Origin of the sequence: Pseudomonas sp. 2(2015), assembly GCF_000955865.1 — a bacterium.
Classification (GTDB): Bacteria; Pseudomonadota; Gammaproteobacteria; order Pseudomonadales; family Pseudomonadaceae; genus Aquipseudomonas.
Genome location: NZ_JYOF01000013.1, coordinates 1 through 25,391, shown reverse-complemented (window position 1 = coordinate 25,391; position 25,391 = coordinate 1). Strand labels below are relative to the sequence as shown.

The following is a 25,391-nucleotide window of genomic DNA, read 5'->3' as shown; positions in this document are numbered from 1 at the left end:
GATTACTCGGCTATCGAAGAAGTACGGGAAGAGGAGGCAGGTGGAACCGGGTCAAAACCACCGGCATTCCACGGATGACAACGCCCCAGGCGACGAACGGTAAGCCACCCGCCGCGTAAAAGGCCATGTGTTTCGATGGCTTCGTACGCATAGCAGGAGCAACTGGGGTAGAAACGACAGTGACTGGCCATCAGTGGACTAATGGCATAGCGGTAAAACTGGATCGGAACGAGCGCCAGTTTACGCATCTTGACTGTCTACCCCCACAGAGTCGGTGTTAACCACTGGAGCGGGCCGACTGCGTGCAAGGCGCTTCCAGAGCTTGCCAAAATGTTGGTGCAATTCTGGGTTTTCAATCTCGCCCAACCCTTTGCGCGCGACGATCACGATATCCCAACCAACAAGCGAATGCTGGTTCAGGCGAAACGAATCGCGCATCAGGCGTTTCAGGCGATTGCGTTGAACGGAGAGCTTGACGCTCTTTTTCCCGATCACAAGCCCCAGGCGGGGATGATCAAGACCGTTCTCGCGAGCAAGGATCAGCAGGCATTTCCCTGGAACCTTGCCGGTTGGGGAGTCGAAGACCGCTTTGAAGTGTCGGGGAACAAGCAGACGCTTTTCCCGACTGAAGTCCTGACTCACCACCAGTGCCGAAAAATCAAACTGCCAGGCGCTTACGGCCTTTGGCACGGCGACGCGACAGAACGGCACGACCGTTCTTGGTGGCCATACGGGCACGGAAACCGTGAGTGCGAGCGCGCTTGATGGTGCTTGGTTGGAAAGTACGTTTCATGGCGTGTTACCTGGTTCGTCGACAACGGGCCGGAATGGCCCCCGTTTTAAGAGACCGGCGATTCTAGAGAAAGCAGGGCCGTAGGTCAATTTCCAACCAGCTTTTCCTTATGGACGGAAAATCGGCTTCGTTCCAGGCACCGCTCGGGGTGTGCTGACAGGTTGCGAGTAACGGATCACTTAAACATAGAAAAAAAGAGAGGACTTATTTAAAGCTTTTTAGTGAATCTTATAAAGCTTATGTGGAAGATTTCTGTGGATAACACGCTACAGCCCTTTAAATATCGTATGTACAGAGAAAAGAAACTCTGTCGAGAAGAGGTGCTCTGACTGTGCTGTAGCCTCGGAAAAGCTGTGGATCAAATGTCCTGTTATCCACAGGCAGGTTATCCACCGATTTCGACCCCCAGTTGTGCAAAGACCTCAGGGGCGGTTATCCACAGGGCTTATTCACAAGCTCAAAACGACATTTTGGTCACTAAACTGCTGATTTATCGCCATCCTCAACGCAGCTGCATGTGGATAACTGCGCTGGCGCTGGGTACAATGGGCGCTTGTTTTTGCCTCACCGGCTTTCAACTCAGGGGATATCCGTGTCAGTGGAACTTTGGCAGCAGTGCGTGGAGCTTCTGCGCGATGAACTGCCTGCCCAGCAATTCAACACCTGGATCCGTCCGCTACAGGTCGAAGCCGAAGGCGACGAGTTGCGCGTCTATGCGCCTAACCGTTTCGTTCTCGACTGGGTCAATGAAAAGTACCTGAGCCGTCTGCTCGAACTGCTGGGTGAACACGGCAACGGTATTGCGCCTGCCCTTTCCTTATTAATAGGCAGCAGACGCAGTTCGGCACCACGTGCCGCACCCAATGCGCCGCTGGCTGCAGCCGTCGCCGCCTCGCAGGCCCAGGCTGCCCAAACCCCGGTGGTCAGCGAACCGGTCGCCGCACCTGTTGCAGCGCCGGCACCGGTGGCAGAAGTCGAGCAAGCGCCTTCGCGTGACAGCTTCGATTCCATGGGCGAGGCCAACGCCGCGCCAGCTCCAAGTGGCCGCACCGAACAACGCACCGTGCAGGTCGAAGGTGCGCTCAAGCACACCAGCTACCTGAACCGCACCTTTACCTTCGAGAACTTCGTCGAAGGTAAGTCCAACCAGCTGGCCCGCGCCGCGGCCTGGCAGGTTGCCGACAACCCCAAGCATGGCTACAACCCGCTGTTCCTGTACGGCGGCGTGGGCCTGGGTAAAACGCACTTGATGCATGCTGTGGGTAACCACCTGCTCAAGAAGAACCCGAATGCCAAGGTGGTGTACCTGCACTCCGAGCGTTTCGTCGCCGACATGGTCAAGGCGCTGCAGCTCAATGCCATCAACGAATTCAAGCGCTTCTACCGTTCGGTCGACGCGCTGCTGATCGATGACATTCAGTTCTTTGCCCGTAAAGAGCGTTCCCAGGAAGAGTTTTTCCATACCTTCAACGCCCTGCTCGAAGGCGGCCAGCAAGTCATTCTGACCAGCGACCGTTATCCGAAGGAAATCGAAGGCCTGGAAGAGCGCCTGAAGTCGCGCTTTGGCTGGGGCCTGACCGTTGCGGTAGAGCCTCCGGAGTTGGAAACCCGGGTAGCGATCCTGATGAAGAAGGCCGACCAGGCCAAGGTCGACCTGCCCCACGATGCGGCGTTCTTTATCGCCCAGCGTATTCGCTCGAACGTGCGTGAACTCGAAGGCGCCCTGAAGCGGGTGATTGCTCACTCGCACTTCATGGGCCGCGACATCACCATCGAGCTGATTCGCGAATCGCTCAAGGATCTTCTGGCACTGCAGGACAAACTGGTGAGTGTGGATAACATCCAGCGCACCGTTGCCGAGTACTACAAGATCAAGATCTCCGATCTGTTGTCCAAACGTCGTTCCCGTTCGGTAGCCCGTCCGCGGCAGGTCGCCATGGCCTTGTCCAAAGAGCTGACCAACCACAGCCTGCCGGAGATCGGCGACGTATTCGGCGGCCGCGATCACACCACCGTGTTGCATGCGTGCCGCAAGATCAACGAACTCAAGGAATCCGACGCGGATATCCGCGAGGACTACAAGAACCTGCTGCGGACTCTGACGACTTGATGAACGTCAGCGCAGCTTATTAAAGGCAAGGGACTAGACCATGCATTTCACCATTCAACGCGAAGCCCTGTTGAAACCCCTGCAACTGGTCGCAGGCGTCGTCGAGCGCCGCCAGACCTTGCCGGTACTGTCCAACGTACTGCTGGTGGTACAGGGTCAGCAATTGTCGCTGACCGGTACTGACCTGGAAGTGGAACTGGTTGGCCGCGTGCAACTGGAAGAGCCGGCCGAGCCAGGCGAAATCACCGTGCCTGCGCGCAAGCTGATGGACATCTGCAAAAGCCTGCCCAACGACGTGCTGATCGACATCAAGCTCGATGAGCAGAAGCTCGTGGTCAAGGCTGGCCGCAGCCGCTTCACCCTGTCGACCCTGCCGGCCAATGACTTCCCGACTGTTGAAGAAGGCCCAGGCTCGCTGACCTGCAACCTGGAGCAAAGCCGTCTGCGCCGCTTGATCGAGCGCACCAGCTTCGCCATGGCCCAGCAGGACGTGCGCTACTACCTCAACGGCATGCTGCTGGAAGTGTCCACCGACACCCTGCGCGCTGTCGCCACCGACGGTCACCGTCTGGCCATGTGCTCGATGCGTGCCGATATCGGCCAGGCTGATCGCCACCAAGTCATCGTGCCGCGCAAAGGTATCCTCGAACTGGCGCGCCTGCTTACTGAGCCGGATGGCATGGTCAGCATCGTGCTGGGTCAGCATCACATTCGTGCTACTACTGGTGAGTTCACCTTCACCTCGAAGCTGGTCGATGGCAAGTTCCCGGACTACGAGCGCGTGCTGCCCAAGGGCGGTGACAAGCTGGTCGTCGGTGACCGCCAGGCACTGCGCGAGGCCTTCAGCCGTACCGCGATTCTGTCCAACGAGAAGTACCGCGGCATCCGTCTGCAACTGGCCAATGCCCAGTTGAAGATCCAGGCCAACAACCCTGAGCAGGAAGAAGCGGAAGAAGAAATCAGCGTCGAGTACAACGGTAGCTCGCTGGAAATCGGCTTTAACGTCAGCTACTTGCTCGACGTCCTGGGTGTCATGACCACTGAGCAGGTTCGTCTGATCCTGTCGGACTCCAACAGCAGCGCCCTGCTGCAGGAAGCTGACAACGACGACTCCGCTTACGTTGTCATGCCGATGCGTCTGTAATTTGTCCAGCAGACTCTAGATGTCCCTCAGTCGCGTTTCTGTCACCGCGGTGCGTAACCTGCACCCGGTGACCTTCTCTCCCTCCCCCCGCATCAATATCCTGTACGGCGCCAACGGCAGCGGTAAAACCAGCGTGCTGGAAGCCGTTCATCTGTTGGGCCTGGCCCGTTCGTTTCGCAGCACCCGCCTGACACCGGTGATTCAGTACGAGCAATTGGCTTGTACTGTGTTCGGCCAGGTCGAGTTAAGTGAAGGCGGTTCCAGCAACCTGGGGATTTCGCGGGATCGGCAAGGTGAGTTCACCATTCGCATCGATGGGCAGAATGCTCGCAGTGCAGCCCAGTTGGCAGAGATTCTGCCCCTGCAACTGATCAATCCGGACAGCTTTCGCCTGCTCGAAGGCGCGCCGAAAATACGCCGGCAGTTCCTCGATTGGGGGGTGTTCCACGTGGAACCCCGCTTCATGGCCACTTGGCAACGCCTGCAGAAGGCTTTGCGGCAGCGGAACTCATGGTTGCGGCATGGTACACTTGACGCTGTTTCGCAAGCGGCCTGGGACCGGGAACTGTGCCTGGCCAGCGCGGAAATAGATGAATACCGTCGCAACTACATCAAGGCCTTGAAGCCAGTCTTTGAGCAAACCCTGAGCGATTTGGTCGAGCTCGAAGGGCTGACCCTGAGCTATTACCGTGGCTGGGACAAGGATCGCGAACTCAGTGAAGTGCTCGCCTCCTCCCTGCAACGTGATCAGCACATGGGTCACACCCAGGCCGGCCCACAACGTGCAGACCTGCGCCTGAGACTCGGCGCCCATAACGCGGCTGACATTTTGTCTCGCGGCCAGCAGAAGCTGGTGGTCTGTGCATTGCGTATTGCTCAAGGCCATCTGGTTAGCCAAGCGCGTCGCGGCCAATGTATTTATCTGGTGGATGACTTGCCGTCGGAACTCGACGACCAGCACCGCCGCGCACTTTGTCGCTTGTTGGAAGACTTACGCTGCCAGGTGTTTATCACCTGTGTAGATCAAGAATTATTGAGGGAAGGCTGGCAGACGGAAACGCCAGTTGCTTTGTTCCACGTGGAACAGGGCCGTATCACCCAGACCCACGACCATCGGGAGTGAAGGCATGAGCGAAAATCAAACGTACGACTCCTCCAGCATTAAAGTGCTGAAAGGGCTAGATGCCGTGCGCAAGCGTCCCGGTATGTACATTGGCGACACCGATGATGGTAGCGGCCTGCACCACATGGTGTTCGAGGTGGTCGATAACTCGATCGACGAGGCACTCGCCGGCCACTGCGATGACATCACCGTAATTATTCACCCAGACGAATCCATCAGTGTTCGCGACAACGGTCGCGGCATTCCGGTCGACGTGCACAAAGAGGAAGGCGTATCTGCTGCCGAGGTCATCATGACCGTCCTCCACGCCGGCGGTAAGTTCGATGACAACTCCTACAAAGTATCCGGCGGTCTGCACGGTGTAGGTGTGTCGGTGGTTAACGCCCTTTCCGAACAGTTGATCCTCACCGTTCGCCGCAGTGGCAAGATCTGGGAACAGACTTACGTCCACGGTGTTCCACAAGCGCCGATGAAAATCGTTGGCGACAGTGAAACCACCGGTACCCATATCCACTTCAAGCCGTCGGCTGAAACTTTCAAGAACATCCACTTCAGCTGGGACATCCTGGCCAAGCGGATTCGCGAACTGTCCTTCCTCAACTCCGGCGTCGGCATCCTGCTGAAGGACGAGCGCTCCGGTAAAGAAGAACATTTCAAATACGAAGGCGGTCTGCGTGCGTTCGTCGAGTACCTGAACACCAACAAGACCCCGGTCAACCAGGTCTTCCACTTCAGTGTTCAACGCGAAGACGGCGTGGGCGTGGAAATCGCCCTGCAGTGGAACGACAGCTTCAACGAGAACCTGTTGTGCTTCACCAACAACATTCCGCAGCGCGACGGTGGTACCCACCTGGTCGGTTTCCGCTCGGCGTTGACCCGTAACCTGAACAACTACATCGAGCAGGAAGGCCTGGCCAAGAAGAACAAGGTTTCGACCACCGGCGACGACGCCCGTGAAGGTCTGACCGCGATCATCTCGGTGAAGGTACCTGATCCGAAGTTCAGCTCGCAGACCAAAGACAAGCTGGTGTCCTCGGAAGTGAAAACAGCCGTGGAACAGGAGATGGGCAAGTACTTCTCCGACTTCCTGCTGGAGAACCCGAACGAAGCCAAGGCGGTTGTCGGCAAGATGATCGACGCCGCCCGTGCTCGTGAAGCTGCTCGTAAAGCGCGGGAAATGACTCGCCGCAAAGGTGCGCTGGATATCGCCGGCCTGCCGGGCAAACTGGCGGACTGCCAGGAGAAGGACCCTGCCCTTTCCGAACTGTACCTGGTGGAGGGTGACTCCGCGGGTGGTTCGGCCAAGCAGGGTCGTAACCGCAAGACCCAGGCGATCCTGCCGCTCAAGGGCAAGATCCTCAACGTCGAGAAAGCACGCTTCGACAAGATGATCTCGTCCCAGGAAGTGGGCACGCTGATCACCGCGCTGGGCTGTGGTATCGGCCGCGAAGAGTACAACATCGACAAGCTGCGCTATCACAACATCATCATCATGACCGATGCTGACGTCGACGGTTCGCACATTCGTACCCTGCTGCTGACTTTCTTCTTCCGTCAGCTGCCGGAACTGGTCGAGCGTGGCTATATCTACATTGCCCAGCCACCGCTGTACAAGGTCAAGAAAGGCAAGCAAGAGCAGTACATCAAAGACGACGACGCCATGGAAGAGTACATGACCCAGTCGGCTCTGGAAGATGCCAGCCTGCACCTGGACGAATCCGCACCACCTGTTTCCGGCGTCGAGCTAGAGCGTCTGGTCAACGAATTCCGCACCGTGATGAAGACCCTCAAGCGCCTCTCGCGCCTGTACCCGCAGGAGCTGACCGAGCACTTCGTCTACCTGCCGGCGGTATCGCTGGAGCAGTTGGGCGACCACGCTGCCATGCAGGAGTGGCTGGGCAAATTCGAAGAGCGTCTGCGCACCAGCGAGAAGTCCGGCCTGCTGTACAAGGCCAGCCTGCGCGAAGACAAAGAGCGCAATGTCTGGCTGCCGGAAGTGGAAATCACCTCTCACGGCCTGGCCAGCTACGTCACCTTCAACCGTGACTTCTTCGGCAGTAACGACTACCGCACCGTCACCGCCCTTGGCGCACAGCTGAGCACCCTGCTGGGCGAAGGCGCCTACGTGCAACGTGGCGAGCGCAAAAAAGCCATCACCGAGTTCAAGGAAGCACTGGACTGGCTGATGACCGAAAGCACCAAGCGCCACACCATCCAGCGATACAAAGGTCTGGGTGAGATGAACCCGGATCAGCTGTGGGAAACCACCATGGACCCAACCGTGCGCCGCATGCTCAAGGTGACCATCGAAGACGCGATCGCTGCCGATCAGATCTTCAACACCCTGATGGGCGACGCCGTTGAGCCACGTCGTGAGTTCATCGAGAGCAACGCCCTGGCGGTGTCCAACCTGGACTTCTGATCAGCTGTAGGTTCAAAGTAAAGCAACATCATCAAGCCCGCTCACGCGGGCTTTTTGTTGTGCTGGTTTTCCTGTGTTGAGCTGTTCGGTTCAGCGCCCCTCTTCTTCGTCCTTTACTTCGCTCCAACTGCTGTCGGGGTCGAAACGGGTAATCGCGGCAGCGCGCTTGGCGCTGTCGCGGCCGAGGTCTTTCTCGAACAGTTCGCCGTCGTGGCTGATCATGAAGCTCATCACGCCCGTGTCGCCATAGTCCGCCGGCCAGGCGATCACGGCAAAGCCGCGGGTCATGTGATTACCGATCTTGTAGTCATAGGCGCCGCCCGGCGCCGAAGGGCCTTGGCCAGTGAGGATGCGATAGTGGTAGCCGTGCCAATCATCGCCCGTTGCGGTATCACCAAAAAGCGGTCCGAGCGGGCTTTCTTCGACGCCCTCCTCTTGCGGCCAGTACAAACCGTCGAACTGCCCGTCGCTGCTGATGAGTTTCTGCGCGTACTCGAATATCCCATCGTCATTGCGATCAACCTCGGCGTAATCCATCTGCGCGTCGTGATAGGCGCGCACTGATTGAATGGTCGCCAGCTCGTTGCGTCCGATGCGGCGCAGGCGGATTTCCGCGGCGCCGGCTTTGGTGTCGAATGCCCAACCGTCAGTACTGTGTCTGATGGGAATCGGGAACACCCAGGGCGTGTCGCCGACGACCAGATGTGCACGCTTCGGGTTGTCGGACTGAACCTGATGTTTTTCCTTGTAGAGGGCGAGAAAGGCATCGACATCTTTGCGATCGATGTTCTTGGTCGGGATGTAACTCTCCCAGTCGTTGCCAAGCAATTTCGCCAACAGTTGGCTATCGGCCTTTTCGCTACCAAGCGCCTGCACCAGTGCTTCACCGGCGGCTTCGGGGTGTGGGAAATGTTCCTGAGCGTAGCTGCTGGACGTCCAGCACAGCAGCAGAATCAGCACAATTCGGCTAGCAGCATTCATGACTGATTCTCCTCTCAACGGCGACGGCCGCCACCGCCGGATTGCATCCGCGCGGGTCGTTGTACCTGGTGGCCCGCAGCGGCTGCAGATGGTCGGCTGGCGCTGCGTTGGCTGAGCTGGCCACGATTGCTTGCGATGCGTGACTGCGAAGGGTTGCGCACACCGGCCAACGCATTGTTGCGCGGTGCCTGGGCGCTAACATGTTGCTGACGGGCTTGCTGGCGTACTTGTTGGTTGCGCCCCGCCTGCTGAGGCTGGCGGTTGTTCTGCGGCGCCTGTGCTCGCTGGCGGGCCTGACCGTCATTTTTCAGTTGGCGGTCGGCAACCTGAGCACGCTCGCGTGCATTGCCGGACGGGTTGATGCCCTGTTTTTCCAGGCGCTGTTGGGCGCGCTCGCGGTCGGCACTCTGCACCCGTTGGCGGGCTTCAAGGTTGCTGGTTGCCGGTGCTTCGATGCCGCGCTGTGTCAGGGTTTCACGGGCTCGTGCGCGATCTTCGACCCGGGCTGGGGTGTCACCGCGGTAGGCTGTGCGCTCTGCACTGCCGGGTAAGCGTCGGTCGAACTGGGCTCGACTGGCCTGGTCGCGGTACGGGACGCCGTCGCGATACGCAGGATTATGGCGCCAGGTGTTCTGGTTGGCATCGAGCCTGCGGTTGACGTTGTTGATGTTGTTGTAGCGATTGACGTTGATATCGACGTCATGATCGTCCCAGTCGCAATCCCCCCAGAGTGAATTGACGATTGCGACGCCTGCACCAAAAGCCAGGCCGGAGGCTAACGCCGTGCCGATGGCATAACCCGGTGGCGGCGGATAATACGCGGGTGGGTAGGACGGCGAGGACCAACTGCCGTACACCACGGAGGGGTTGTAGCTTGGTACGTATACAACCTGCGGGTTGGTCGGCTGGATAACGATAGTCTGTGCCGGCGCGGCACCTTGTACCACCGTGGTCGTGCCGCCTGCGGGGGCGCTTGATGGTTGCACGATAACCGTCTGCTGTTCGTTGGACTCCAGGTGCCCGGCAGCCTTGGCCTTGGCGCGCAGGCGCTGCACCGAGTTCATCACCGCGTCGGGCTGGGCGAGAAAGGCATCGCCGACGCGCTGCACCCAGACCGGGTCCTGACCAAGTGTCGCCAGCACCTGCGGGAAAGCCACCAAGGATTGCACGCTGGGGTCCCAAGGTTGCTCGGCGACCTGCTTGACCGCGGCATCACCGCTGACGTTCGGATGCGCCTTGGACCAGGCAACCGCGTCGGCGACATTGCCTGGATAGGTGGTGGCCATCAGCACCTGTGCGAGTAAAGCGTCCGGATACAACGCCAACGGTGCGAGCATTTGATCAAGCTGTTCGGTGCTGAACACCGCCTCGCTCGGCGCCGCCGGCGCGGCTGGTGTAGCCGGTGCAGCCGCTGCGGGTGCCGTAGCCGTGGCCTTGGGTTGCGCGTCCTCTTCGAAACAACCAGAAAGCGCGAGCATGGCGATGCTGAGCAGGATCGCCCGGTGAAGGCAGGAAGACATGACGATGCTCCTGTGGCAGAAAAGACAGAGCGGAACGTCAGGCGTCCTGGCACCTGGTTACCGACTCGGCAATCGACGCATGGAACGCTCTGCGGTGGGTGAGCAGTTTCAGCGTAGAAGAAAAAGCCGCAGTTGGTTGTCTTGCGTCAGTCTCAAAGACCCAGTTCGCGCAGGCGCCGGTACAAAGTGCGTTCACTCATGCCCAGGTGACGCGCCAGCTCGCTGCGTGATCCATTGAAGCTGTCCAGGGCCTGGGCCAGTTGCCCGAGGTTGTCTTTGCTGCGGCGGCTGATGCTTGGCGCCGGCTCAAGTCTCGAACCGAGCTCAGCAGGCAGGTGCTCGGCACGTATCAGTCCGTCGTCGGCGAACAGCCGCGCTCGTTCGAGGATATTACGCAGCTCGCGAATGTTGCCAGGATAGGCGTACAAGCTCAGTCGATTCATCGCATCTGGGTTGACCTTCGGTGCCGCCGCCCCTGCCATCCGTTGCAACAGGCTCTCGATCAATAACGGCAGATCGTCGACCCGTTCGCGCAATGCCGGCAAGCGGATCGGAAAACCGCTGATGCGGTAATACAGGTCTTCACGGAAGCTGCCCGTTGCAGCCATTTCCTTGAGCGGTTTGTGGGTCGCCGAAACCAGCCTGAAGTCGGAGTGAACCGTACGCAGGCTGCCGACCGGGCGAAAGCTGCCAGACTCGATCAGGCGCAGCAGTTTGACCTGCATCGCCAACGGTACTTCGCCGATTTCATCGAGGAACAAGGTGCCGCCATGAGCCGCTTCCGCCAGGCCGATCTTGCGCTGATGAGCGCCGGTAAAGGCGCCCTTCTCGTAACCGAATAGCTCGCTCTCGAATAACGACTCAGTCAGGCCGGTGCAGTCGACCACCACCAGTGGGCCGCTGGCTCGAGGGCTGCCCAGGTGCAGAGCGCGCGCAAACAACTCTTTGCCGGTCCCGGATTCACCCTGGAGTAACACCGGAATTTGCGCAGGTGCCGCGCGCTGCAGGCTGGCCAGTGCTTCCTGGAACGCCGCTGAGCGGCCGACCAAGCCTTGTTGCTGGGGCTGCGCCGAGGCGACGGTGATGCGGGTCAGGCGCTCGACGAACGCCACCACCTCACCTTGCTCATCGAGGATCGGGCGCAACTCGACATCCACATGTTCCGGCCCGCGCGGGGTGTGGTGCACATGTAGAACACGCTCGGGGACACGGCTGTCCCAGGCCTTGCGCATCGGGCAGTGTTCGCCGGCCTGGTCGCAAGGCACGGCGTAGTGATGGGACACCCGGTGGCACTTGGCGCCGATGGGCGGTTGGCCGTCGATGCCGAACTGGCGTCGGTAGGCGCCGTTGGCGGCAAGAATGTTGTAGTCGGTGTCCAGCACGATGGTCGGCTGGGCGTCGTGTTCGAGGTAGGACACCAAAGCCTGCACAGCAGGATGAGGAACAACAGTGGACGAGAAGGACATGGCGACACCTGGGCAAGCTCGGGCGAAGCTTAACTGAAGCTGCCAGTGACTGCCAAAAACTGCCAACTGCTGCCATGTCACTGCCAACTATGCTGACAGTCTGGCAGTGCTTTTCCCTACGCAGCCCGCGAACATTGGGAAACAGCCTACCGGTTCGATGGCACATATCTTGATGACAGCCTATCCATTGCCAGCAAGGCTTGATAGCTGGCACCTGTGATGAATTCGGAGCGTGGTAGATGATCATCGGCGGCAACTTGTATGTGGAGGCACTGTTCGACAGTGTCACCTCGACCATCAGCTATTTGCTGATGGACCGGAGCAGTGGTGACTGTGCCTTGATCGACAGTGTGCTGGATTACGATCCGAAGTCCGGACGCACCAGCAGTGCTTCGGCAGACAAGCTGATCGAGCGGGTGACTGAACTGGGCGGCAAGGTCCAGTGGATTCTCGAAACCCACGTGCACGCCGATCACCTGTCGGCGGCGGCTTACCTCAAGCAGGCGCTGGGCGGCCAGATTGCCATTGGCAGCCAGATCACCCAGGTGCAGAAAGTCTTCGGTGCGCTGTTCAATGCCGATGGCGGCTTCGCCCGCGATGGCAGCCAGTTCGATGTGCTGTTCGACGACGAGCAGCCCTTCACTATCGGCAACCTCAAGGCACGTGCCCTGCACACGCCCGGCCACACGCCGGCGTGCATGACCTACGTGGTGGAGGTCGACGGGCAAAGCATCGCCTTTGTCGGCGACACGCTGTTCATGCCCGATTACGGCACCGCCCGTTGCGACTTCCCTGGCGCCAGTGCGCGCACTTTGTATCGCTCGATCCAGCGCATCCTTGCCCTGCCCGCCGAGACGCGCCTGTTCATGTGCCACGACTACCTGCCGGGTGGCCGCGAACTGCGCTACATGACCACGGTGGCCGAACAGCGCGCCAGCAACATCCACATCCGTGAAGGCATCAGCGAAGACAGCTTCGTCAGCATGCGCGAAGCCCGCGACGCCACCCTGGAGATGCCGGTGCTGATCCTGCCTTCGGTGCAGATCAACATGCGCAGCGGCCAACTACCTGAACCTGAAGACAACGGAGTGCGCTACCTGAAAATCCCGCTCAACGTGCTCTGAGTTTCACCCCAGAATTATTATTAGAAGGACCCTGCCATGCTTGCTCAACCCTCCCCTGCCGAGGTGCCGAAAGGCGACCACCATAAAGTGCTGATCGTCGGTGCCGGTGCTGCCGGTGTCGCTGCCGCCTCCAGCTTGATCTGCCGCGACCCTTCGCTGGATGTCGCGATCATCGATCCGGCCGATGTGCACTACTACCAACCGGGCTGGACCATGGTCGGCGCCGGTATCTTCCAGGCGCCTTCGACGGCGCGCACCATGGCCTCGACCATTCCCGGCGGCGTGCAGTGGATCAAGGCGCGGGTCGAGAGCTTTGATCCGCAGGCGCAAACGGTGACGCTGAATGACCGGCGACTGCTCAGTTACGAACAGCTGGTGGTCTGCCCTGGGCTGAAGCTCGACTGGGATGCCATCGAGGGCTTGAGCGAAACCCTTGGGCGTAACGGTGTGACTTCCAACTACCGCTATGACCTGGCGCCCTACACCTGGCAACTGGTGCAGAACCTGCGTGAAGGCCGGGCGTTGTTCACCCAGCCGCCGATGCCGATCAAATGTGCCGGCGCACCGCAAAAGGCCCTGTACCTGTCGTGTGACCACTGGCTGCGCAACGGTCGGCTGGGCAACATCCAGGCGCAGTTTTTCAATGCCGGTGGCGTGCTGTTCGGGGTGCCTGACTATGTGCCGGCCTTGATGGAGTACATCGACAAGTACGCGGTAGACCTGCGGTACGCGCATCGCCTGGTGGCGGTCGATGGCCCGGGCAAGCGCGCTACCTTTGTGCGCACCTTGCCCGATGGCAGCAGCGAAACCCGGGTGCAGCCTTTCGACATGCTGCATGTGGTGCCGCCGCAGGTTGCCCCTGATTTTATTCGCAACAGCCCGCTGGCTGACCAGGCCGGCTGGATCGATGTCGATCCGGCTACCTTGCGTCATAAACGCTATGGCAACATCCACGCCTTGGGCGATGGCATCAACACCAGCAATGCCAAGACTGCAGCGGCTGCGCGCAAGCAAGCGCCGGTGGTGGCCAACAATGTGCTGGTGGCGCTGGGGCGCCTGCCCAACCTCGCCCACTACGATGGTTATGGCTCCTGCCCGTTGACTGTCGAACGCGGCAAGATCGTGCTGGCCGAATTTACCTATGGCGGCAAGCTGGCGCCGAGTTTCCCGCGCTGGCTGCTCGATGGTCGCCGGCCAACGCGCCTGGCTTGGCTTCTGAAGGCGCAGATCCTGCCACCGCTGTACTGGCGGTGCATGCTCAAGGGCCGTGAGTGGCTGGCCAAGCCGCGGGTTGCCGCCGAGGGCCTGCGGTGATCGAGCATCAATTTCTTGCGGCTGGGCTGGGCGCGATCATTGGTGCGGTGCTGGCGCTGACCGGCGCCGGTGGCGGCATTCTGGCCGTACCCTTGCTGGTATTCGGTCTGGGCTTGTCGATGGTCGAGGCGGCGCCAGTCGGCTTGCTCGCCGTCGGCATGGCGGCGGCGGTGGGTGCCCTGTTGGGCCTGCGCCAAGGTCTGGTGCGTTATCGTGCGGCGTTGTTTGTGGCGGTGATCGGCATTGCGATTGCGCCCTTCGGCTTGATGCTTGCCCAACGCTTACCGAACGGGCCGTTGGCTCTGACTTTCGCCGTGGTGCTGGTCTATGCCTGTGCACGCATGCTGCTCAAGGCGCACCGCGAACTTCGTGGTCAGCCACCACTGGGCCAACGCATGGTCATGCCCTGTGTGCTCAACCCCTTGCAGGGGCGGCTGCGCTGGACTCTGCCCTGCGCCCGCGCCCTGGCGTTTACCGGCGCGATGTCCGGATTGCTGTCGGGGCTGCTCGGGGTTGGCGGCGGCTTTGTGATCATCCCGGCGCTGAGCCGTTACACCAACCTGGACATGAAGAGCATCGTTGCCACTTCGCTGGCGGTGATCGCCCTGGTATCGACCGGCAGCGTGGTCAGCGCCACGGTTGGCGGCGTCATGCATTGGTCTGTGGGCGCGCCGTTTGCCGGCGGTGCGGTGCTCGGGCTGCTGCTGGCGCGTCAGGTCGCCAGCAAACTGGCCGGGCCACGACTGCAGCAGATGTTTGCGACCGTGGGTATCTGTGCGGCAGTGCTGTTGGCGGCGAAAACCCTGGGCGGCTGAGGCCCTACTCCGCCAGCAAGGCGTCCTGCTCCTGCGCGCACAGGGCCAGGAGAAAATCCCAGACCACGCGCAGGCGCACCGACTTGTGCAGCTCACGGCGGGTACAGATCCAGTAGCTACGCTGGATGGTCTCGCTGGGCAGCACCCGCACCAGCGCCGGATCGTGGCGGGCCATGTAGTTGGGCAACACGGCAATGCCCAGGCCGGCGCGGGCCGCTTGTTGCTGGGCGATCACGCTGGTGCTGCGAAACACCACGTTGGGTGCCCGGCAGAAGCTGTTCAAAAACAGCAACTCCTGGCTGAACAGCAGGTCGTCGACGTAGCCGATCCAGCTGTGCTTGGCCAGGTCTTCGCGGTGATTGAGCGCTGGTGCCTGGGCCAGGTACTCGGGGCTGGCGTACAGCGCCAGACGGTAATCGGTAAGTTTGCGGGTTATCAACAGGTCGGCGTTGGGCCGCTCCAGGTGAATGCTGATCTCCGCTTCGCGGTTGAGAATGCTGACAAACCGCGGTACCGCCACCAGCTCCACCTCAAGGCCTGGGTAGCGTTCGAACAGGCTGCCCATGCGCGGGGTGAAGAACATGATGCCGATGCCTTCGGTGACTCCCAGGCGAATCTTGCCCAGCGGGGTGATGGCCTGGGTGATTTCTTCCTGGGCCAGCAGGGCGACGTTTTCCATGGCTTCGGCATGCTTGAGCAGGGCCTGGCCGGAGGGCGTCAGTTCGTAGCCCTGGGCGTGCTGGACGAACAAGGCGGTACCCAGGCTCTGCTCGATATTGTCGATATGCCGGGCCACGGTGCTGTGGGTGGTGTTCAGACGTTTGGCCGCAGTCAGCAGCCGGCCGCTGCGCTGCAACTCGAGAAAAAACCGCAGATCATTCCAGTCGAACATGCTTTTCCTTGTGAATCAGGTGTTCACGGACGTTGTGTTAAAACGCACAGCACTTGAGTGAAATCTAACGTTTTCATCCCGAAATTAATCAATAACATGGGCTGGGACAAGAATAATAATCAGGCGCGAGGTTGCCCATGCCATCAGCCGATCCTGTCTACGACTATGTGGTGGTTGGTGCCGGTCCTGCCGGGTGCCTGCTAGCCAATCGCTTATCCGCCGACCCAGGCTGCCGGGTGCTGTTGCTCGAAGCGGGTGGGCGCGACAACTACCCCTGGATTCACATTCCGGTGGGTTACCTCTACTGCATCGGTAACCCACGCACCGACTGGTGCTTCAAGACCGAAGCGCAACCCGGCCTCAATGGCCGTGCCCTGGGTTATCCACGGGGCAAGGTGCTCGGTGGGTGCTCTTCGATCAACGGCATGATCTACATGCGTGGTCAGGCGGGCGATTACGATCGCTGGGCCGAGCAGGGCAATGCCGGTTGGGCCTGGAAGGATGTGCTGCCACTGTTCAAGGCCAGCGAAAACCACTTCGGTGGCGCCAGCGAAGCCCATGGCAACGAAGGCGAGTGGCGGGTCGAGCAGCAACGCTACTCCTGGCCGATCCTCGATGCCTTCCGCGAAGCCGCGGCGCAGAGTGGCATCCCTAACGTTGCTGACTTCAACACTGGGGATAACCAGGGCTGTGGATACTTTCAGGTCAACCAGCGTTCCGGCATTCGCTGGAACTCGGCCAAGGCGTTTTTGCGCCCGATTCGCAACCGCCCCAATCTGACGGTGCTGACCGATGTGCTGGTTGACCAGGTAGTGCTGGAGGACGGCCGTGCTTCCAAGGTACGTGCTCGCTGGCAAGGCAATTGGCAGAACTTCAGCGCACGCCGGGAGATTATCCTGTGTGCCGGCTCCGTGGGTTCACCCGGTATTCTCCAGCGCTCGGGCATCGGCCCGCGTGGCTTGCTCGAGAGCCTGGGGATAACTGTTCGGCACGAATTGCCCGGGGTTGGCGGCAACCTGCAGGACCATCTGCAACTGCGTCTGATCTACCAGGTTACCCAGGCGCGCACCCTCAACCAGGTTGCCAACAGTCCCTGGGGCAAACTCGGCATGGGCCTGCGTTACCTTTACGATCGCAGCGGCCCGCTGGCGATGGCGCCGAGCCAGTTGGGGGCGTTCGTGCGCTCCGGTCCGGAGCAGGCTTCGGCCAACCTGCAGTACCACGTGCAGCCCTTGTCGCTGGAGCGCTTTGGCGAGCCGCTGCACCGCTTCCCGGCGTTTACCGCCTCGGTGTGCAACCTGCGCCCGGCCAGCCGCGGACGCATCGATATCCGCTCGACCAACCCGGACGACGCGCCACTGATCGACCCCAACTACCTGAGTGACCCTGAAGACCTGCGCGTCGCCGCCCAAGCCATTCGCCTGACCCGCAAGATCGTCCAGGCCCCTGCCCTGGCGGCGTTCAGCCCGCGCGAGTATCTGCCAGGCACCGACCTGCAAAGCGAACAGCAGTTGCATGAAGCCGCCGGGCAGATCGGCACTACCATTTTCCACCCGGTAGGCACCTGCCGCATGGGCAACGGGCCGCTGGATGTGGTCGACGACCAGTTGCGCGTGCACGGCGTGCCGGGGTTGCGGGTTGCCGACGCCTCGATCATGCCGCAAATCGTCTCCGGCAATACCTGCTCCCCTACCCTGATGATTGCCGAAAAGGCGGCGCAATTGATTCGCCGGGAAAGCTTATCCACAAGCCGCATCGATGAAAAAAACGCAGTACCGACGCCCTGACCAGGGTGCGTAGCAACAACGACGCCGGACGCAGTCTGCCGGCGTCGACAGTGGAACAACAAGAATAATCACTGGGGCCTGCAGGCCGAGGACAGCAACGATGTCGGATTACATTCAAGAGCAGGGCGCTGCAACGGCGAGCACCAGCCGCCGGGAAGAACGCAAGATCATTTTCGCGTCATCCCTCGGGACAGTTTTCGAGTGGTATGACTTTTTTCTTTATGGGGCATTGGCTGCGGTCATCAGCAAGCAGTTCTTTGCCGGGGTGAACGACACCACTGCCTTTATCTTTGCCTTGATGGCCTTTGCCGCCGGCTTTCTCGTGCGGCCCTTCGGCGCGTTGGTGTTCGGCCGCCTGGGCGACATGATCGGGCGCAAGTACACCTTCCTGGTGACCATCGTGCTGATGGGCTTGTCGACCTTTGCCGTCGGCCTGTTGCCGACCTACGCCAGCATTGGCATTGCTGCACCGATCATTCTGGTGGTGTTGCGCATGCTGCAGGGCCTGGCGCTCGGTGGTGAGTACGGCGGCGCGGCGACTTATGTTGCCGAACACGCACCACCTGGCAAACGCGGCTTCCACACCGGTTTTATCCAGTCCACCGCGACCCTCGGCCTGCTGTTGTCGCTGCTGGTGGTGCTCGGCAGCCGTTACATCAGTGGCGACCAGTTCGAAGTCTGGGGCTGGCGCCTGCCGTTCCTGCTGTCGATCGTGCTGTTGGGGATTTCCACCTGGATCCGCATGAGCATGCACGAGTCGCCAGCCTTCGTGAAGATGAAGGCCCAGGGCAAGGCCAGTAAAGCGCCGATCCGTGAATCGTTCGGCTCCTGGCCCAACCTCAAGGTAGTACTCACTGCCCTGTTCAGCATCAACGCCGGGCAAGCGGTGACCTTCTACACCGCGCAGTTCTATGTGCTGTTCTTTCTTACCCAGATGCTCAAGATGGACCCGGCCCAGGCCAACACTTTGCTGATTATCAGCGTGGTGATCGGCGCGCCGTTCTTCGTGTTCTTCGGTTGGTTGTCGGACCGGGTCGGGCGCAAGCCAATCCTGATGCTCGGCTTGCTGCTGGCCACGGTACTGTACTTCCCACTGTTCAAGGCTCTGAGCCATTACGCCAACCCGCAGATCGACGCCGCCAGCCGCCAGGCCCCGATTGTGGTGATGGCCGATCCGCAAGGCTGCACCTTCCAGTTCGATCCGGTGGGCAAGGCGCGTTTTGACAGCCCCTGCGACAAGGTCAAAACCTTCCTGGTCAAACAGGGCCTGCCCTACAGCTCGGCTGAAGCGGCTGCTGGTGCCGAAGTGGTGGTGAGCATTGGCGAGCAGAAGATCAATGGGTTTGACGAAGCAGCCCTGCGTGCAGCGATCGAAAAAGCCGGCTACCCGGCCAAGGCCGATCCAGCCAGCGTCAACCAGCCGATGGTGGTGGTGCTGATCGTCGCCATGATCCTGATCGCGACCATGACCTACGGCCCGCTGGCGGCGGTGATGGTCGAGCTGTTCCCAACGCGTATCCGCTACACCTCGATGTCGCTGCCCTACCACATTGGCAACGGCTGGTTCGGCGGCTTCCTGCCCACCGTGTCCTTTGCCCTGGTGGTGTACACCGGCGACATCTTCTACGGGCTCTGGTACCCGGTGCTGATCACCGGTATCAGCCTGGTGGTGGGGCTGTTCTGCCTGAAAGAAACCCGTGATGTGGATATCGACAAGGTGTGAGGATTTGCAGGCATAAAAAAAACCGGCGTAAGCGCCGGTTTTTTTATGCCGCGAAAAAACTTATGCACGATTTTCAGAAAACAGTCATACAGAGAAATAAGTAGCTAAATTAATCACTTAGCGCATTTTTCGTTAAGAAATCCAAATACTGTACACAAGTTATCCACAGATCGGTCAGGCCACGCCCTGCGCCGCGTTCGGCGCCGCTGCAGGCAGTGAGCCGAGCTCGCGCTGGGTCTGTTCATTCCAGGCTGCAGCACGATCGTTTAACTCGGCAATCGCCCGTGGGCCGCTGCCTTCGGCAAACATCGGGGCGCCAATTACCACCTCGATGGTGCCGGCACGTTTGCCCCAGCCCTGCTTGGGCCAGAACTTGCCGGCGTTGTGGGCGATCGGCAGTACCGGTAGGCCAGCGTTGACCGCCAACGCGGCCCCGCTGCGCGAGAACTTGCCAATCTGGCCGAACGGCACACGGGTGCCTTCGGGGAAGATCAGCACCCAGACGTTCTCCTTGAGCAATTTATCGCCCTTGCTGGCGACTTGCTTCAAGGCTGCCTTGGGGTTATCGCGGTCAATGGCGATCGGCCGCAGCATGGCCATGGCCCAGCCGAAGAACGGCACGTACAGCAGTTCACGCTTGAGCACTTGGCTCAAGGGCGAGAAATAGGCGGAAAGGAAAAAGGTTTCCCAGGTGCTCTGGTGGTTAGAGAGGATCACACAGGGTTGCTTGGGGATGTTTTCAGCCCCGGTGACCTTGACCTTGATGTTGAGAAACACCCGTACCAACACCAGCGCAAAGCGGCACCAGTAGACGTTGATGAAGCGGTAGCGGGCGCTGAAAGGCAAAAACGGCGCGATAAAAAAGCTCAGGGTGCACCACAGCAAGGAGCTGGTACCCAGCAGCAGGTAAAAAAGAAAAATTCTGATCGCCTGCAAGATCGACATAGCGGCATGTACCGTTGCGGGCTTGCCCGCCTAGTAAAAGTGCGCCTGTTATGCAGGCGCGCTATTTGTGGATAAGTTCTCTGGCGATGGCTGCCAGATCATCGAAAATCAGCGTGTTTTCTGGAATTCCCTTGCTCAGGGTCTTCTCGCCTTTTCCGGTTTTTACCAGAACTGGTTGAGCATCGACGGCCAAAGCGGCTTCCAGGTCACCCTTACTATCACCGACAAACCACACGCCGGTCAGATTCACGCCGTAGTGCGCGGCAATGGTGGTGAGCATGCCCGGCTTGGGTTTGCGGCAGGCGCAGCCCTCATCGGGCCCGTGCGGGCAATAGACGATCAGCCCGACCTCGCCGCCCTGCTCGGCCACCAGCGTGCGCAATTGCCCGTGCATGGCCTCGAGGGTCGGCAGGTCGTAGTAGCCACGGGCAATGCCGGACTGGTTGGTGGCCACCGCCACCGTCCAGCCGGCTTTGCTCAACTGCGCAATCGCTTCGATCGAACCCGGGATCGGAATCCACTCGTCCAGCGACTTGATGTAGGCGTCGGAGTCCTGGTTGATCACCCCGTCCCGATCGAGAATCAGCAGCTTCAAGACTTACCCCAGCAGCGAAATGTCGGCCACGCCCAGGAACAGACCGCGCAGGCGGCTGAGCAGGGCATAACGGTTGGCGCGGACATTGGCGTCGTCGGCATTGACCATCACCGCCTCGAAGAAGGCGTCGACCGGTTCACGCAGCGCTGCCAGGCGTGCTAGCGACTCGCTGTACTGGCGCGCCGCAGCCATTGGCTGAACGGCCTGGTCGGCTTGCTGGATCGCCGAGTACAGGGAGAACTCGTTGGCGTTGTCGAAGTACTTCGGCTCGACTGTGGTGGCGACAGCGCCTTCGGCCTTGCTCAGCAGGTTTGACACGCGCTTGTTCACCGCGGCCAGCGCTGCGGCTTCCGGCAGCTGGCGGAAGGCCTGTACGGCCTGCACGCGCTGGTCGAAGTCCAGGGCCGAGCCTGGCTTGAGGGCACGCACCGACAGGTAGGTGGCAACGTCAATGCCCTCGTCTTCGTAACGGGCACGCAGACGATCGAAGACGAATTCCAGCACCTGCTCGGCCAGGCCTGCGGCCTTGACCTTGGCACCGAACTGGCTGACGGCGAAGTTCACTGCTTCGTTCAGGTCCAGGTCCAGCTGCTTCTCGATCAGGATGCGCAGTACGCCCAGCGCTGCACGACGCAGGGCATAGGGGTCTTTGCTACCGGTCGGGAGCATGCCGATACCGAAGATACCGACCAGGGTGTCGAGCTTGTCGGCAATCGCTACGGCCGCGCCGGTCAGGGTCGACGGCAGTTCGGCACCGGCACCGCGCGGCATGTACTGCTCGTTCAGGGCCAGGGCGACGTCTTGCGGCTCGCCGTCGTTGAGGGCGTAGTAGTAACCGGCAACACCCTGCATTTCAGGGAATTCACCGACCATCTCGGTGGCCAGGTCGCACTTCGACAGCAAACCTGCACGCGCCGCGCGCTGGGCGTCGCCGCCGATGCGCTGGGCGATGAAGGCGGCCAGTTTGGCAACCCGCTCGGCCTTGTCGAAGACGCTGCCCAACTGGGCCTGGAACACCACGTTCTGCAGGCGCTCGTTGAAGCTTTCCAGCGGCTGCTTCTTGTCTTGCTTGAAGAAGAACTCGGCGTCGGTCAGGCGCGGGCGCACGACCTTCTCGTTGCCTTCGACGATCTGCTTCGGATCGCGGCTCTCAACGTTGGCCACGGTGATGAAGCGCGGCAGCAGCTTGCCGTCGGCATCCAGCAGGCAGAAGTACTTCTGGTTGTCCTGCATGGTGGTGATCAGCGCTTCTTGCGGCACTTCCAGGAAGCGCTCTTCGAACGAGCACACCAGCGGCACAGGCCATTCAACCAGGGCGGTCACTTCATCGAGCAGGGCTGGCGGCACGATGGCGCTGCCTTCCTGCTGCAGGGCGAGTTCGGCGGTACGCTTGCTGATCAGCTCGCGGCGCTCGGCAAAATCGGCCAGGACGTAGGCCTTGCGCAGGTCTTCCTGGTAATTGGCCGGGGCGCTGATGCGCACGTTTTCCGGGTGGTGGAAGCGGTGGCCACGGGATTCGCGACCGGCTTTCTGCGCCAGCAAGGTGCAGTCGACCACCTCGTCACCGAGCAGCATCACCAGCCACTGGGTTGGACGCACGAACTCTTCCTTGCGCGCACCCCAGCGCATGCGCTTGGGGATCGGCAGGTCGTTGAGCGAGTCTTCGACGATGGTTGGCAGCAGGCTGGCGGTGGCCTTGCCCGGAATGTGCTGGGAGAAGCGCAGCTTGGCGCCGCTCTGGTCGATATCCGACAGCTCTACACCGCACTTCTTGGCAAAACCCAGGGCGGCCTGGGTCGGGTTGCCGTCAGCGTCGAAGGCGGCCTGACGCGGCGGGCCGTCGAGGTTGACGCTGCGGTCCGGCTGCTGGGTGTCGAGGTTGCGGATGAGTACGGCCAGGCGGCGCGGCGCGGCGAACACCTGCTTGTCGGTGTAGTTCAGGCCAGCGGCCTGCAGGCCTTTCTCGATACCGGCGAGGAAGGCGTCACCGAGGCTGCTCAGGGCCTTGGGTGGCAGTTCTTCGGTGCCCAGTTCAACCAGGAAATCTTGAGCACTCATTGTGCAGCCTCCAGCTTAGCCAACACTTCATCACGCAATTCAGGGGACGCCATCGGGAAGCCCAGCTTGGCGCGGGCTTGCAGGTAGCTCTGGGCCACGGCGCGGGCCAGGGTCCGTACGCGCAGGATGTAACGCTGACGCTCGGTCACCGAGATGGCGCGACGGGCATCGAGCAGGTTGAAGGTGTGCGAGGCCTTGAGGACCATTTCATAGGTCGGCAGCGGCAGTTCCAGCTCGATCAGGCGGTTGGCTTCGCTTTCGTAGAAGTCGAACAGTTCGAACAGCTTCTCGACGTTGGCGTGCTCGAAGTTGTAGGTCGACTGCTCCACTTCGTTCTGGTGGAACACGTCGCCGTAGGTCACCGTGCCGAACGGGCCGTCGGTCCAGATCAGGTCGTAGACCGAATCTACGCCCTGCAGGTACATGGCCAGGCGCTCCAGGCCGTAGGTGATTTCACCAGTGACCGGGAAGCATTCGATGCCGCCCACTTGCTGGAAGTAGGTGAACTGGGTGACTTCCATGCCGTTGAGCCAGATTTCCCAACCCAGACCCCAGGCGCCGAGGGTCGGCGATTCCCAGTTGTCTTCGACGAAACGGATGTCGTGCACCAGCGGGTCGAGGCCGATGGCTTTCAGCGAGCCCAGGTACAGTTCCTGGAAGTTCGCCGGGTTCGGCTTGAGGACCACCTGGAACTGATAGTAGTGCTGCAGGCGGTTCGGGTTTTCGCCATAACGGCCATCCGCCGGACGACGGCTAGGCTGCACATAGGCGGCGTTCCAGGTTTCCGGGCCGATGGCGCGCAGGAACGTGGCAGTATGGAAAGTGCCGGCGCCTACTTCCATATCGTAGGGCTGAAGCACCACACAACCTTGCTCGGCCCAGTAGTTCTGCAGGGCGAGGATCAAGTCTTGGAAGGTACGCACGGCTGGCGTAGGCTGGCTCACGAAATTCACCTGTTTCTAGGGCTGCGAATATAAAGAGCGGGAGTATAACCCGATTCGCGCAGGCCTCTACCCTTGGAGCCTTATGCCACGTTGCTTTTGGTGTACCGACGATCCGCTTTACCAGGCGTACCACGACCAGGAATGGGGCACGCCGCAGCGCGATCCGCGCCAGCTGTTCGAGATGCTCCTGCTCGAAGGCTTCCAGGCCGGGTTGTCGTGGATTACCGTGCTGAAAAAGCGCGAACGCTACCGCCAGGTGCTGTTCGGCTTCGACCCAGAGCGTCTGGCGCAGATGAGCGACGACGAAATTGAAGAGCGCATGCTTGATCCGGGCATCATCCGTAACCGCCTCAAGCTCAACGCCGCGCGGCGCAATGCGCGGGCCTGGCTGGCGCTGGAAAACCCCGGGCAATGGCTCTGGTCGTTCGTCGGCGGCGCGCCGAAGATCAATCATTTCGTCCAGCGCAGCGAGGTGCCGGCGGTCACCGACGAGGCCAAGGCAATGAGCAAAGCGCTGCAGAAAGCTGGCTTCACCTTTGTCGGACCGACCATTTGCTATGCCTTCATGCAGGCCACCGGCATGGTCATGGACCACACCACCGATTGTGATCGCTACGCCGCTCTGCTGCGCTGAGGGTTACAATGGCCGGCTTGCAGAAAGAGGAACCAGCCTGTGGATAAATTCAAGGGCGCCTTGATGGTCGGGGCGTTACGGTTGTTTGCCAAGCTCCCTTGGGGCGCGGTACAGCGGGTCGGCGCGGCCATCGGCTGGATCATGTGGAAGGTGCCGAACAGTTCGCGCAACGTGGTGCGCATCAACCTGGCCAAATGCTTCCCGGAAATGGACCCGGTTGCCCGTGAGCAACTGGTGGGCCGGACCCTGATGGACATCGGCAAGTCCTTTACCGAAAGCGCCTGCGCCTGGATCTGGCCGGCCCGGCGTTCGCTCGACCTGGTGCGCGAGGTCGAAGGCCTGGAAGTGCTCGAGGCGGCCCTGGCCTCGGGCAAGGGCGTGGTTGGCATCACCAGCCACCTGGGCAATTGGGAAGTGCTCAACCACTTCTATTGCAGCCAGTGCAAACCGATCATTTTCTACCGCCCGCCCAAGCTCAAGGCGGTCGATGACCTGCTGCGCGAACAGCGCGTGCAATTGGGCAACCGCGTCGCGGCGTCGACCAAGGAAGGCATCCTGAGCATCATCAAGGAAGTGCGCAAAGGCGGTCAGGTGGGCATTCCGGCCGACCCGGAGCCGGCCGAGTCGGCGGGTATCTTCGTGCCGTTCTTCGCCACCAAGGCGCTGACCAGCAAGTTCGTGCCGAACATGCTCGCTGGCGGCAAGGCGGTCGGGGTGTTCCTGCATGCCTTGCGCCTGCCGGATGGCTCGGGCTTCAAGGTCATCCTGGAAGCCGCGCCCGAGGCGATGTACAGCGAAGACACCGAGACCTCGGCGGCGGCCATGAGCCAGGTGGTCGAGCGCTATGTGCGGGCGTATCCGAGCCAGTACATGTGGAGCATGAAGCGCTTCAAGAAGCGCCCGCCGGGCGAGCCGCGCTGGTATTGAGGGCCCTATCGCTGGCAAGCCAGCTCCCACAGGATCGAGTTTGGCCATCAGTTGTGGGAGCAACTGTCTTGATC

22 protein-coding genes are annotated in these 25,391 nt (G+C 60.8%); 11 read left to right on the top strand and 11 right to left on the bottom strand.

Features of this window, described 5'->3' with window-relative positions:
* Positions 1-2 precede the first annotated feature (2 nt).
* Genes yidD through rpmH form a run of 3 tightly spaced genes read right to left on the bottom strand, consistent with a single transcriptional unit; the run spans position 3 to position 793 of the window.
* A complete protein-coding gene (yidD, locus tag UB48_RS27400; RefSeq protein ID WP_080764817.1) occupies positions 3-248 on the bottom strand; it encodes a membrane protein insertion efficiency factor YidD in 246 nt (81 codons plus the stop codon).
* Positions 241-645, bottom strand: coding sequence for a ribonuclease P protein component (gene rnpA / locus UB48_RS27395; RefSeq protein WP_213604342.1), 405 nt, complete (start codon positions 643-645; stop codon positions 241-243). Before rnpA ends, yidD begins: the two co-directional genes overlap by 8 nt.
* Before the next feature lie 13 nt (positions 646-658).
* Entirely contained in the window at positions 659-793 is a 135-nt protein-coding gene (gene rpmH, locus UB48_RS27390; RefSeq protein ID WP_002551315.1) for a 50S ribosomal protein L34, read from the bottom strand.
* 592 nt (positions 794-1,385) lie between these two features.
* Between rpmH and dnaA the strand changes: the two genes are divergently transcribed.
* From dnaA to gyrB, 4 genes are read left to right on the top strand one after another with little or no spacing between them, the layout of a single operon-like run.
* The gene (gene dnaA, locus UB48_RS17590) at positions 1,386-2,903 is read left to right on the top strand and encodes a chromosomal replication initiator protein DnaA (RefSeq protein WP_045199392.1); all 1,518 of its coding nucleotides are present in this window, start codon (positions 1,386-1,388) and stop codon (positions 2,901-2,903) included.
* Positions 2,904-2,943: 40 nt separating this feature from the next.
* On the top strand, positions 2,944-4,047 hold the full coding sequence (dnaN, locus tag UB48_RS17585) for a DNA polymerase III subunit beta (RefSeq protein WP_038997897.1): 1,104 nt from the start codon (positions 2,944-2,946) through the stop codon (positions 4,045-4,047).
* Between the two features lie 19 nt (positions 4,048-4,066).
* Positions 4,067-5,170 (top strand): DNA replication/repair protein RecF, encoded by a 1,104-nt coding sequence (recF, locus tag UB48_RS17580; protein ID WP_010222707.1) that lies wholly within the window; start codon positions 4,067-4,069, stop codon positions 5,168-5,170.
* A 4-nt stretch (positions 5,171-5,174) separates the two neighbouring features.
* Entirely contained in the window at positions 5,175-7,592 is a 2,418-nt protein-coding gene (gene gyrB, locus UB48_RS17575; RefSeq protein WP_045199388.1) for a DNA topoisomerase (ATP-hydrolyzing) subunit B, read from the top strand.
* A 90-nt stretch (positions 7,593-7,682) separates the two neighbouring features.
* Here gyrB and UB48_RS17570 read toward each other — a convergent pair whose 3' ends face one another.
* From UB48_RS17570 to UB48_RS17560, 3 genes are all read right to left on the bottom strand, one after another.
* Positions 7,683-8,573, bottom strand: a complete 891-nt coding sequence (locus UB48_RS17570; RefSeq protein ID WP_045199386.1) for a DUF2950 domain-containing protein — start codon at positions 8,571-8,573, stop codon at positions 7,683-7,685.
* Between the two features lie 14 nt (positions 8,574-8,587).
* A complete protein-coding gene (locus tag UB48_RS17565) occupies positions 8,588-10,093 on the bottom strand; it encodes a DUF3300 domain-containing protein (RefSeq protein ID WP_045199384.1) in 1,506 nt (501 codons plus the stop codon).
* Between the two features lie 152 nt (positions 10,094-10,245).
* The gene (locus UB48_RS17560) at positions 10,246-11,559 is read right to left on the bottom strand and encodes a sigma-54-dependent Fis family transcriptional regulator (protein WP_045199382.1); all 1,314 of its coding nucleotides are present in this window, start codon (positions 11,557-11,559) and stop codon (positions 10,246-10,248) included.
* Between the two features lie 239 nt (positions 11,560-11,798).
* On the opposite strand from UB48_RS17560, the gene UB48_RS17555 reads away from it, so the two are divergent.
* The 3 genes from UB48_RS17555 to UB48_RS17545 are packed head-to-tail and all read left to right on the top strand — an operon-like array spanning position 11,799 to position 14,812.
* Positions 11,799-12,683 carry an MBL fold metallo-hydrolase gene (locus tag UB48_RS17555; RefSeq protein ID WP_045199380.1) on the top strand — a complete coding sequence of 295 codons (885 nt, stop codon included), beginning with the start codon at positions 11,799-11,801 and terminating at the stop codon, positions 12,681-12,683.
* A 36-nt stretch (positions 12,684-12,719) separates the two neighbouring features.
* Positions 12,720-13,997, top strand: coding sequence for an FAD/NAD(P)-binding oxidoreductase (locus tag UB48_RS17550; protein ID WP_045199378.1), 1,278 nt, complete (start codon positions 12,720-12,722; stop codon positions 13,995-13,997).
* A complete protein-coding gene (locus UB48_RS17545) occupies positions 13,994-14,812 on the top strand; it encodes a sulfite exporter TauE/SafE family protein (RefSeq protein ID WP_045199376.1) in 819 nt (272 codons plus the stop codon). The genes UB48_RS17550 and UB48_RS17545 overlap by 4 nt, the downstream gene beginning before the upstream one ends.
* 4 nt (positions 14,813-14,816) lie before the next feature.
* Here UB48_RS17545 and UB48_RS17540 read toward each other — a convergent pair whose 3' ends face one another.
* Entirely contained in the window at positions 14,817-15,704 is an 888-nt protein-coding gene (locus tag UB48_RS17540; RefSeq protein WP_045199374.1) for a LysR family transcriptional regulator, read from the bottom strand.
* Between the two features lie 137 nt (positions 15,705-15,841).
* Between UB48_RS17540 and UB48_RS17535 the strand changes: the two genes are divergently transcribed.
* Together UB48_RS17535 and UB48_RS17530 are read left to right on the top strand one after the other, a co-directional pair.
* Positions 15,842-17,491, top strand: a complete 1,650-nt coding sequence (locus UB48_RS17535; protein ID WP_045199372.1) for a GMC family oxidoreductase — start codon at positions 15,842-15,844, stop codon at positions 17,489-17,491.
* Positions 17,492-17,591: 100 nt separating this feature from the next.
* A complete protein-coding gene (locus UB48_RS17530) occupies positions 17,592-19,214 on the top strand; it encodes an MFS transporter (protein ID WP_045199370.1) in 1,623 nt (540 codons plus the stop codon).
* A gap of 174 nt (positions 19,215-19,388) precedes the next feature.
* Here UB48_RS17530 and UB48_RS17525 read toward each other — a convergent pair whose 3' ends face one another.
* From UB48_RS17525 to glyQ, 4 genes are all read right to left on the bottom strand, one after another.
* Positions 19,389-20,159 (bottom strand): 1-acyl-sn-glycerol-3-phosphate acyltransferase, encoded by a 771-nt coding sequence (locus UB48_RS17525; RefSeq protein WP_045199369.1) that lies wholly within the window; start codon positions 20,157-20,159, stop codon positions 19,389-19,391.
* A 61-nt stretch (positions 20,160-20,220) separates the two neighbouring features.
* The gene (gene gmhB / locus UB48_RS17520) at positions 20,221-20,754 is read right to left on the bottom strand and encodes a D-glycero-beta-D-manno-heptose 1,7-bisphosphate 7-phosphatase (RefSeq protein ID WP_045199367.1); all 534 of its coding nucleotides are present in this window, start codon (positions 20,752-20,754) and stop codon (positions 20,221-20,223) included.
* A gap of 3 nt (positions 20,755-20,757) precedes the next feature.
* Positions 20,758-22,812, bottom strand: a complete 2,055-nt coding sequence (gene glyS / locus UB48_RS17515; RefSeq protein WP_045199365.1) for a glycine--tRNA ligase subunit beta — start codon at positions 22,810-22,812, stop codon at positions 20,758-20,760.
* Positions 22,809-23,756 carry a glycine--tRNA ligase subunit alpha gene (glyQ, locus tag UB48_RS17510; protein ID WP_045199646.1) on the bottom strand — a complete coding sequence of 316 codons (948 nt, stop codon included), beginning with the start codon at positions 23,754-23,756 and terminating at the stop codon, positions 22,809-22,811. The genes glyS and glyQ overlap by 4 nt, the downstream gene beginning before the upstream one ends.
* 82 nt (positions 23,757-23,838) lie before the next feature.
* Here glyQ and UB48_RS17505 point away from each other — a divergent pair, with 82 nt between their 5' ends.
* Both UB48_RS17505 and UB48_RS17500 read left to right on the top strand, forming a co-directional pair.
* Positions 23,839-24,390, top strand: coding sequence for a DNA-3-methyladenine glycosylase I (locus UB48_RS17505; protein WP_045199362.1), 552 nt, complete (start codon positions 23,839-23,841; stop codon positions 24,388-24,390).
* A gap of 39 nt (positions 24,391-24,429) precedes the next feature.
* Positions 24,430-25,317, top strand: coding sequence for a lysophospholipid acyltransferase (locus UB48_RS17500; protein ID WP_045199360.1), 888 nt, complete (start codon positions 24,430-24,432; stop codon positions 25,315-25,317).
* Positions 25,318-25,391 lie beyond the last annotated feature (74 nt).

Bases quoted from the DNA above. Each gene is read 5' to 3' on its own strand.
- UB48_RS17535 (WP_045199372.1), top strand. From the start codon at position 15,842: ATGCCATCAGCCGATCCTGTCTACGACTATGTGGTGGTTGGTGCCGGT.
- recF (WP_010222707.1), top strand. From the start codon at position 4,067: ATGTCCCTCAGTCGCGTTTCTGTCACCGCGGTGCGTAACCTGCACCCG.
- UB48_RS17530 (WP_045199370.1), top strand. From the start codon at position 17,592: ATGTCGGATTACATTCAAGAGCAGGGCGCTGCAACGGCGAGCACCAGC.
- rpmH (WP_002551315.1), bottom strand. From the start codon at position 793: ATGAAACGTACTTTCCAACCAAGCACCATCAAGCGCGCTCGCACTCAC.
- UB48_RS17555 (WP_045199380.1), top strand. From the start codon at position 11,799: ATGATCATCGGCGGCAACTTGTATGTGGAGGCACTGTTCGACAGTGTC.
- gyrB (WP_045199388.1), top strand. From the start codon at position 5,175: ATGAGCGAAAATCAAACGTACGACTCCTCCAGCATTAAAGTGCTGAAA.
- yidD (WP_080764817.1), bottom strand. From the start codon at position 248: ATGCGTAAACTGGCGCTCGTTCCGATCCAGTTTTACCGCTATGCCATT.
- glyS (WP_045199365.1), bottom strand. From the start codon at position 22,812: ATGAGTGCTCAAGATTTCCTGGTTGAACTGGGCACCGAAGAACTGCCA.
- UB48_RS17505 (WP_045199362.1), top strand. From the start codon at position 23,839: ATGCCACGTTGCTTTTGGTGTACCGACGATCCGCTTTACCAGGCGTAC.
- UB48_RS17560 (WP_045199382.1), bottom strand. From the start codon at position 11,559: ATGTCCTTCTCGTCCACTGTTGTTCCTCATCCTGCTGTGCAGGCTTTG.
- UB48_RS17540 (WP_045199374.1), bottom strand. From the start codon at position 15,704: ATGTTCGACTGGAATGATCTGCGGTTTTTTCTCGAGTTGCAGCGCAGC.
- UB48_RS17525 (WP_045199369.1), bottom strand. From the start codon at position 20,159: ATGTCGATCTTGCAGGCGATCAGAATTTTTCTTTTTTACCTGCTGCTG.
- UB48_RS17565 (WP_045199384.1), bottom strand. From the start codon at position 10,093: ATGTCTTCCTGCCTTCACCGGGCGATCCTGCTCAGCATCGCCATGCTC.
- UB48_RS17550 (WP_045199378.1), top strand. From the start codon at position 12,720: ATGCTTGCTCAACCCTCCCCTGCCGAGGTGCCGAAAGGCGACCACCAT.
- dnaN (WP_038997897.1), top strand. From the start codon at position 2,944: ATGCATTTCACCATTCAACGCGAAGCCCTGTTGAAACCCCTGCAACTG.
- UB48_RS17570 (WP_045199386.1), bottom strand. From the start codon at position 8,573: ATGAATGCTGCTAGCCGAATTGTGCTGATTCTGCTGCTGTGCTGGACG.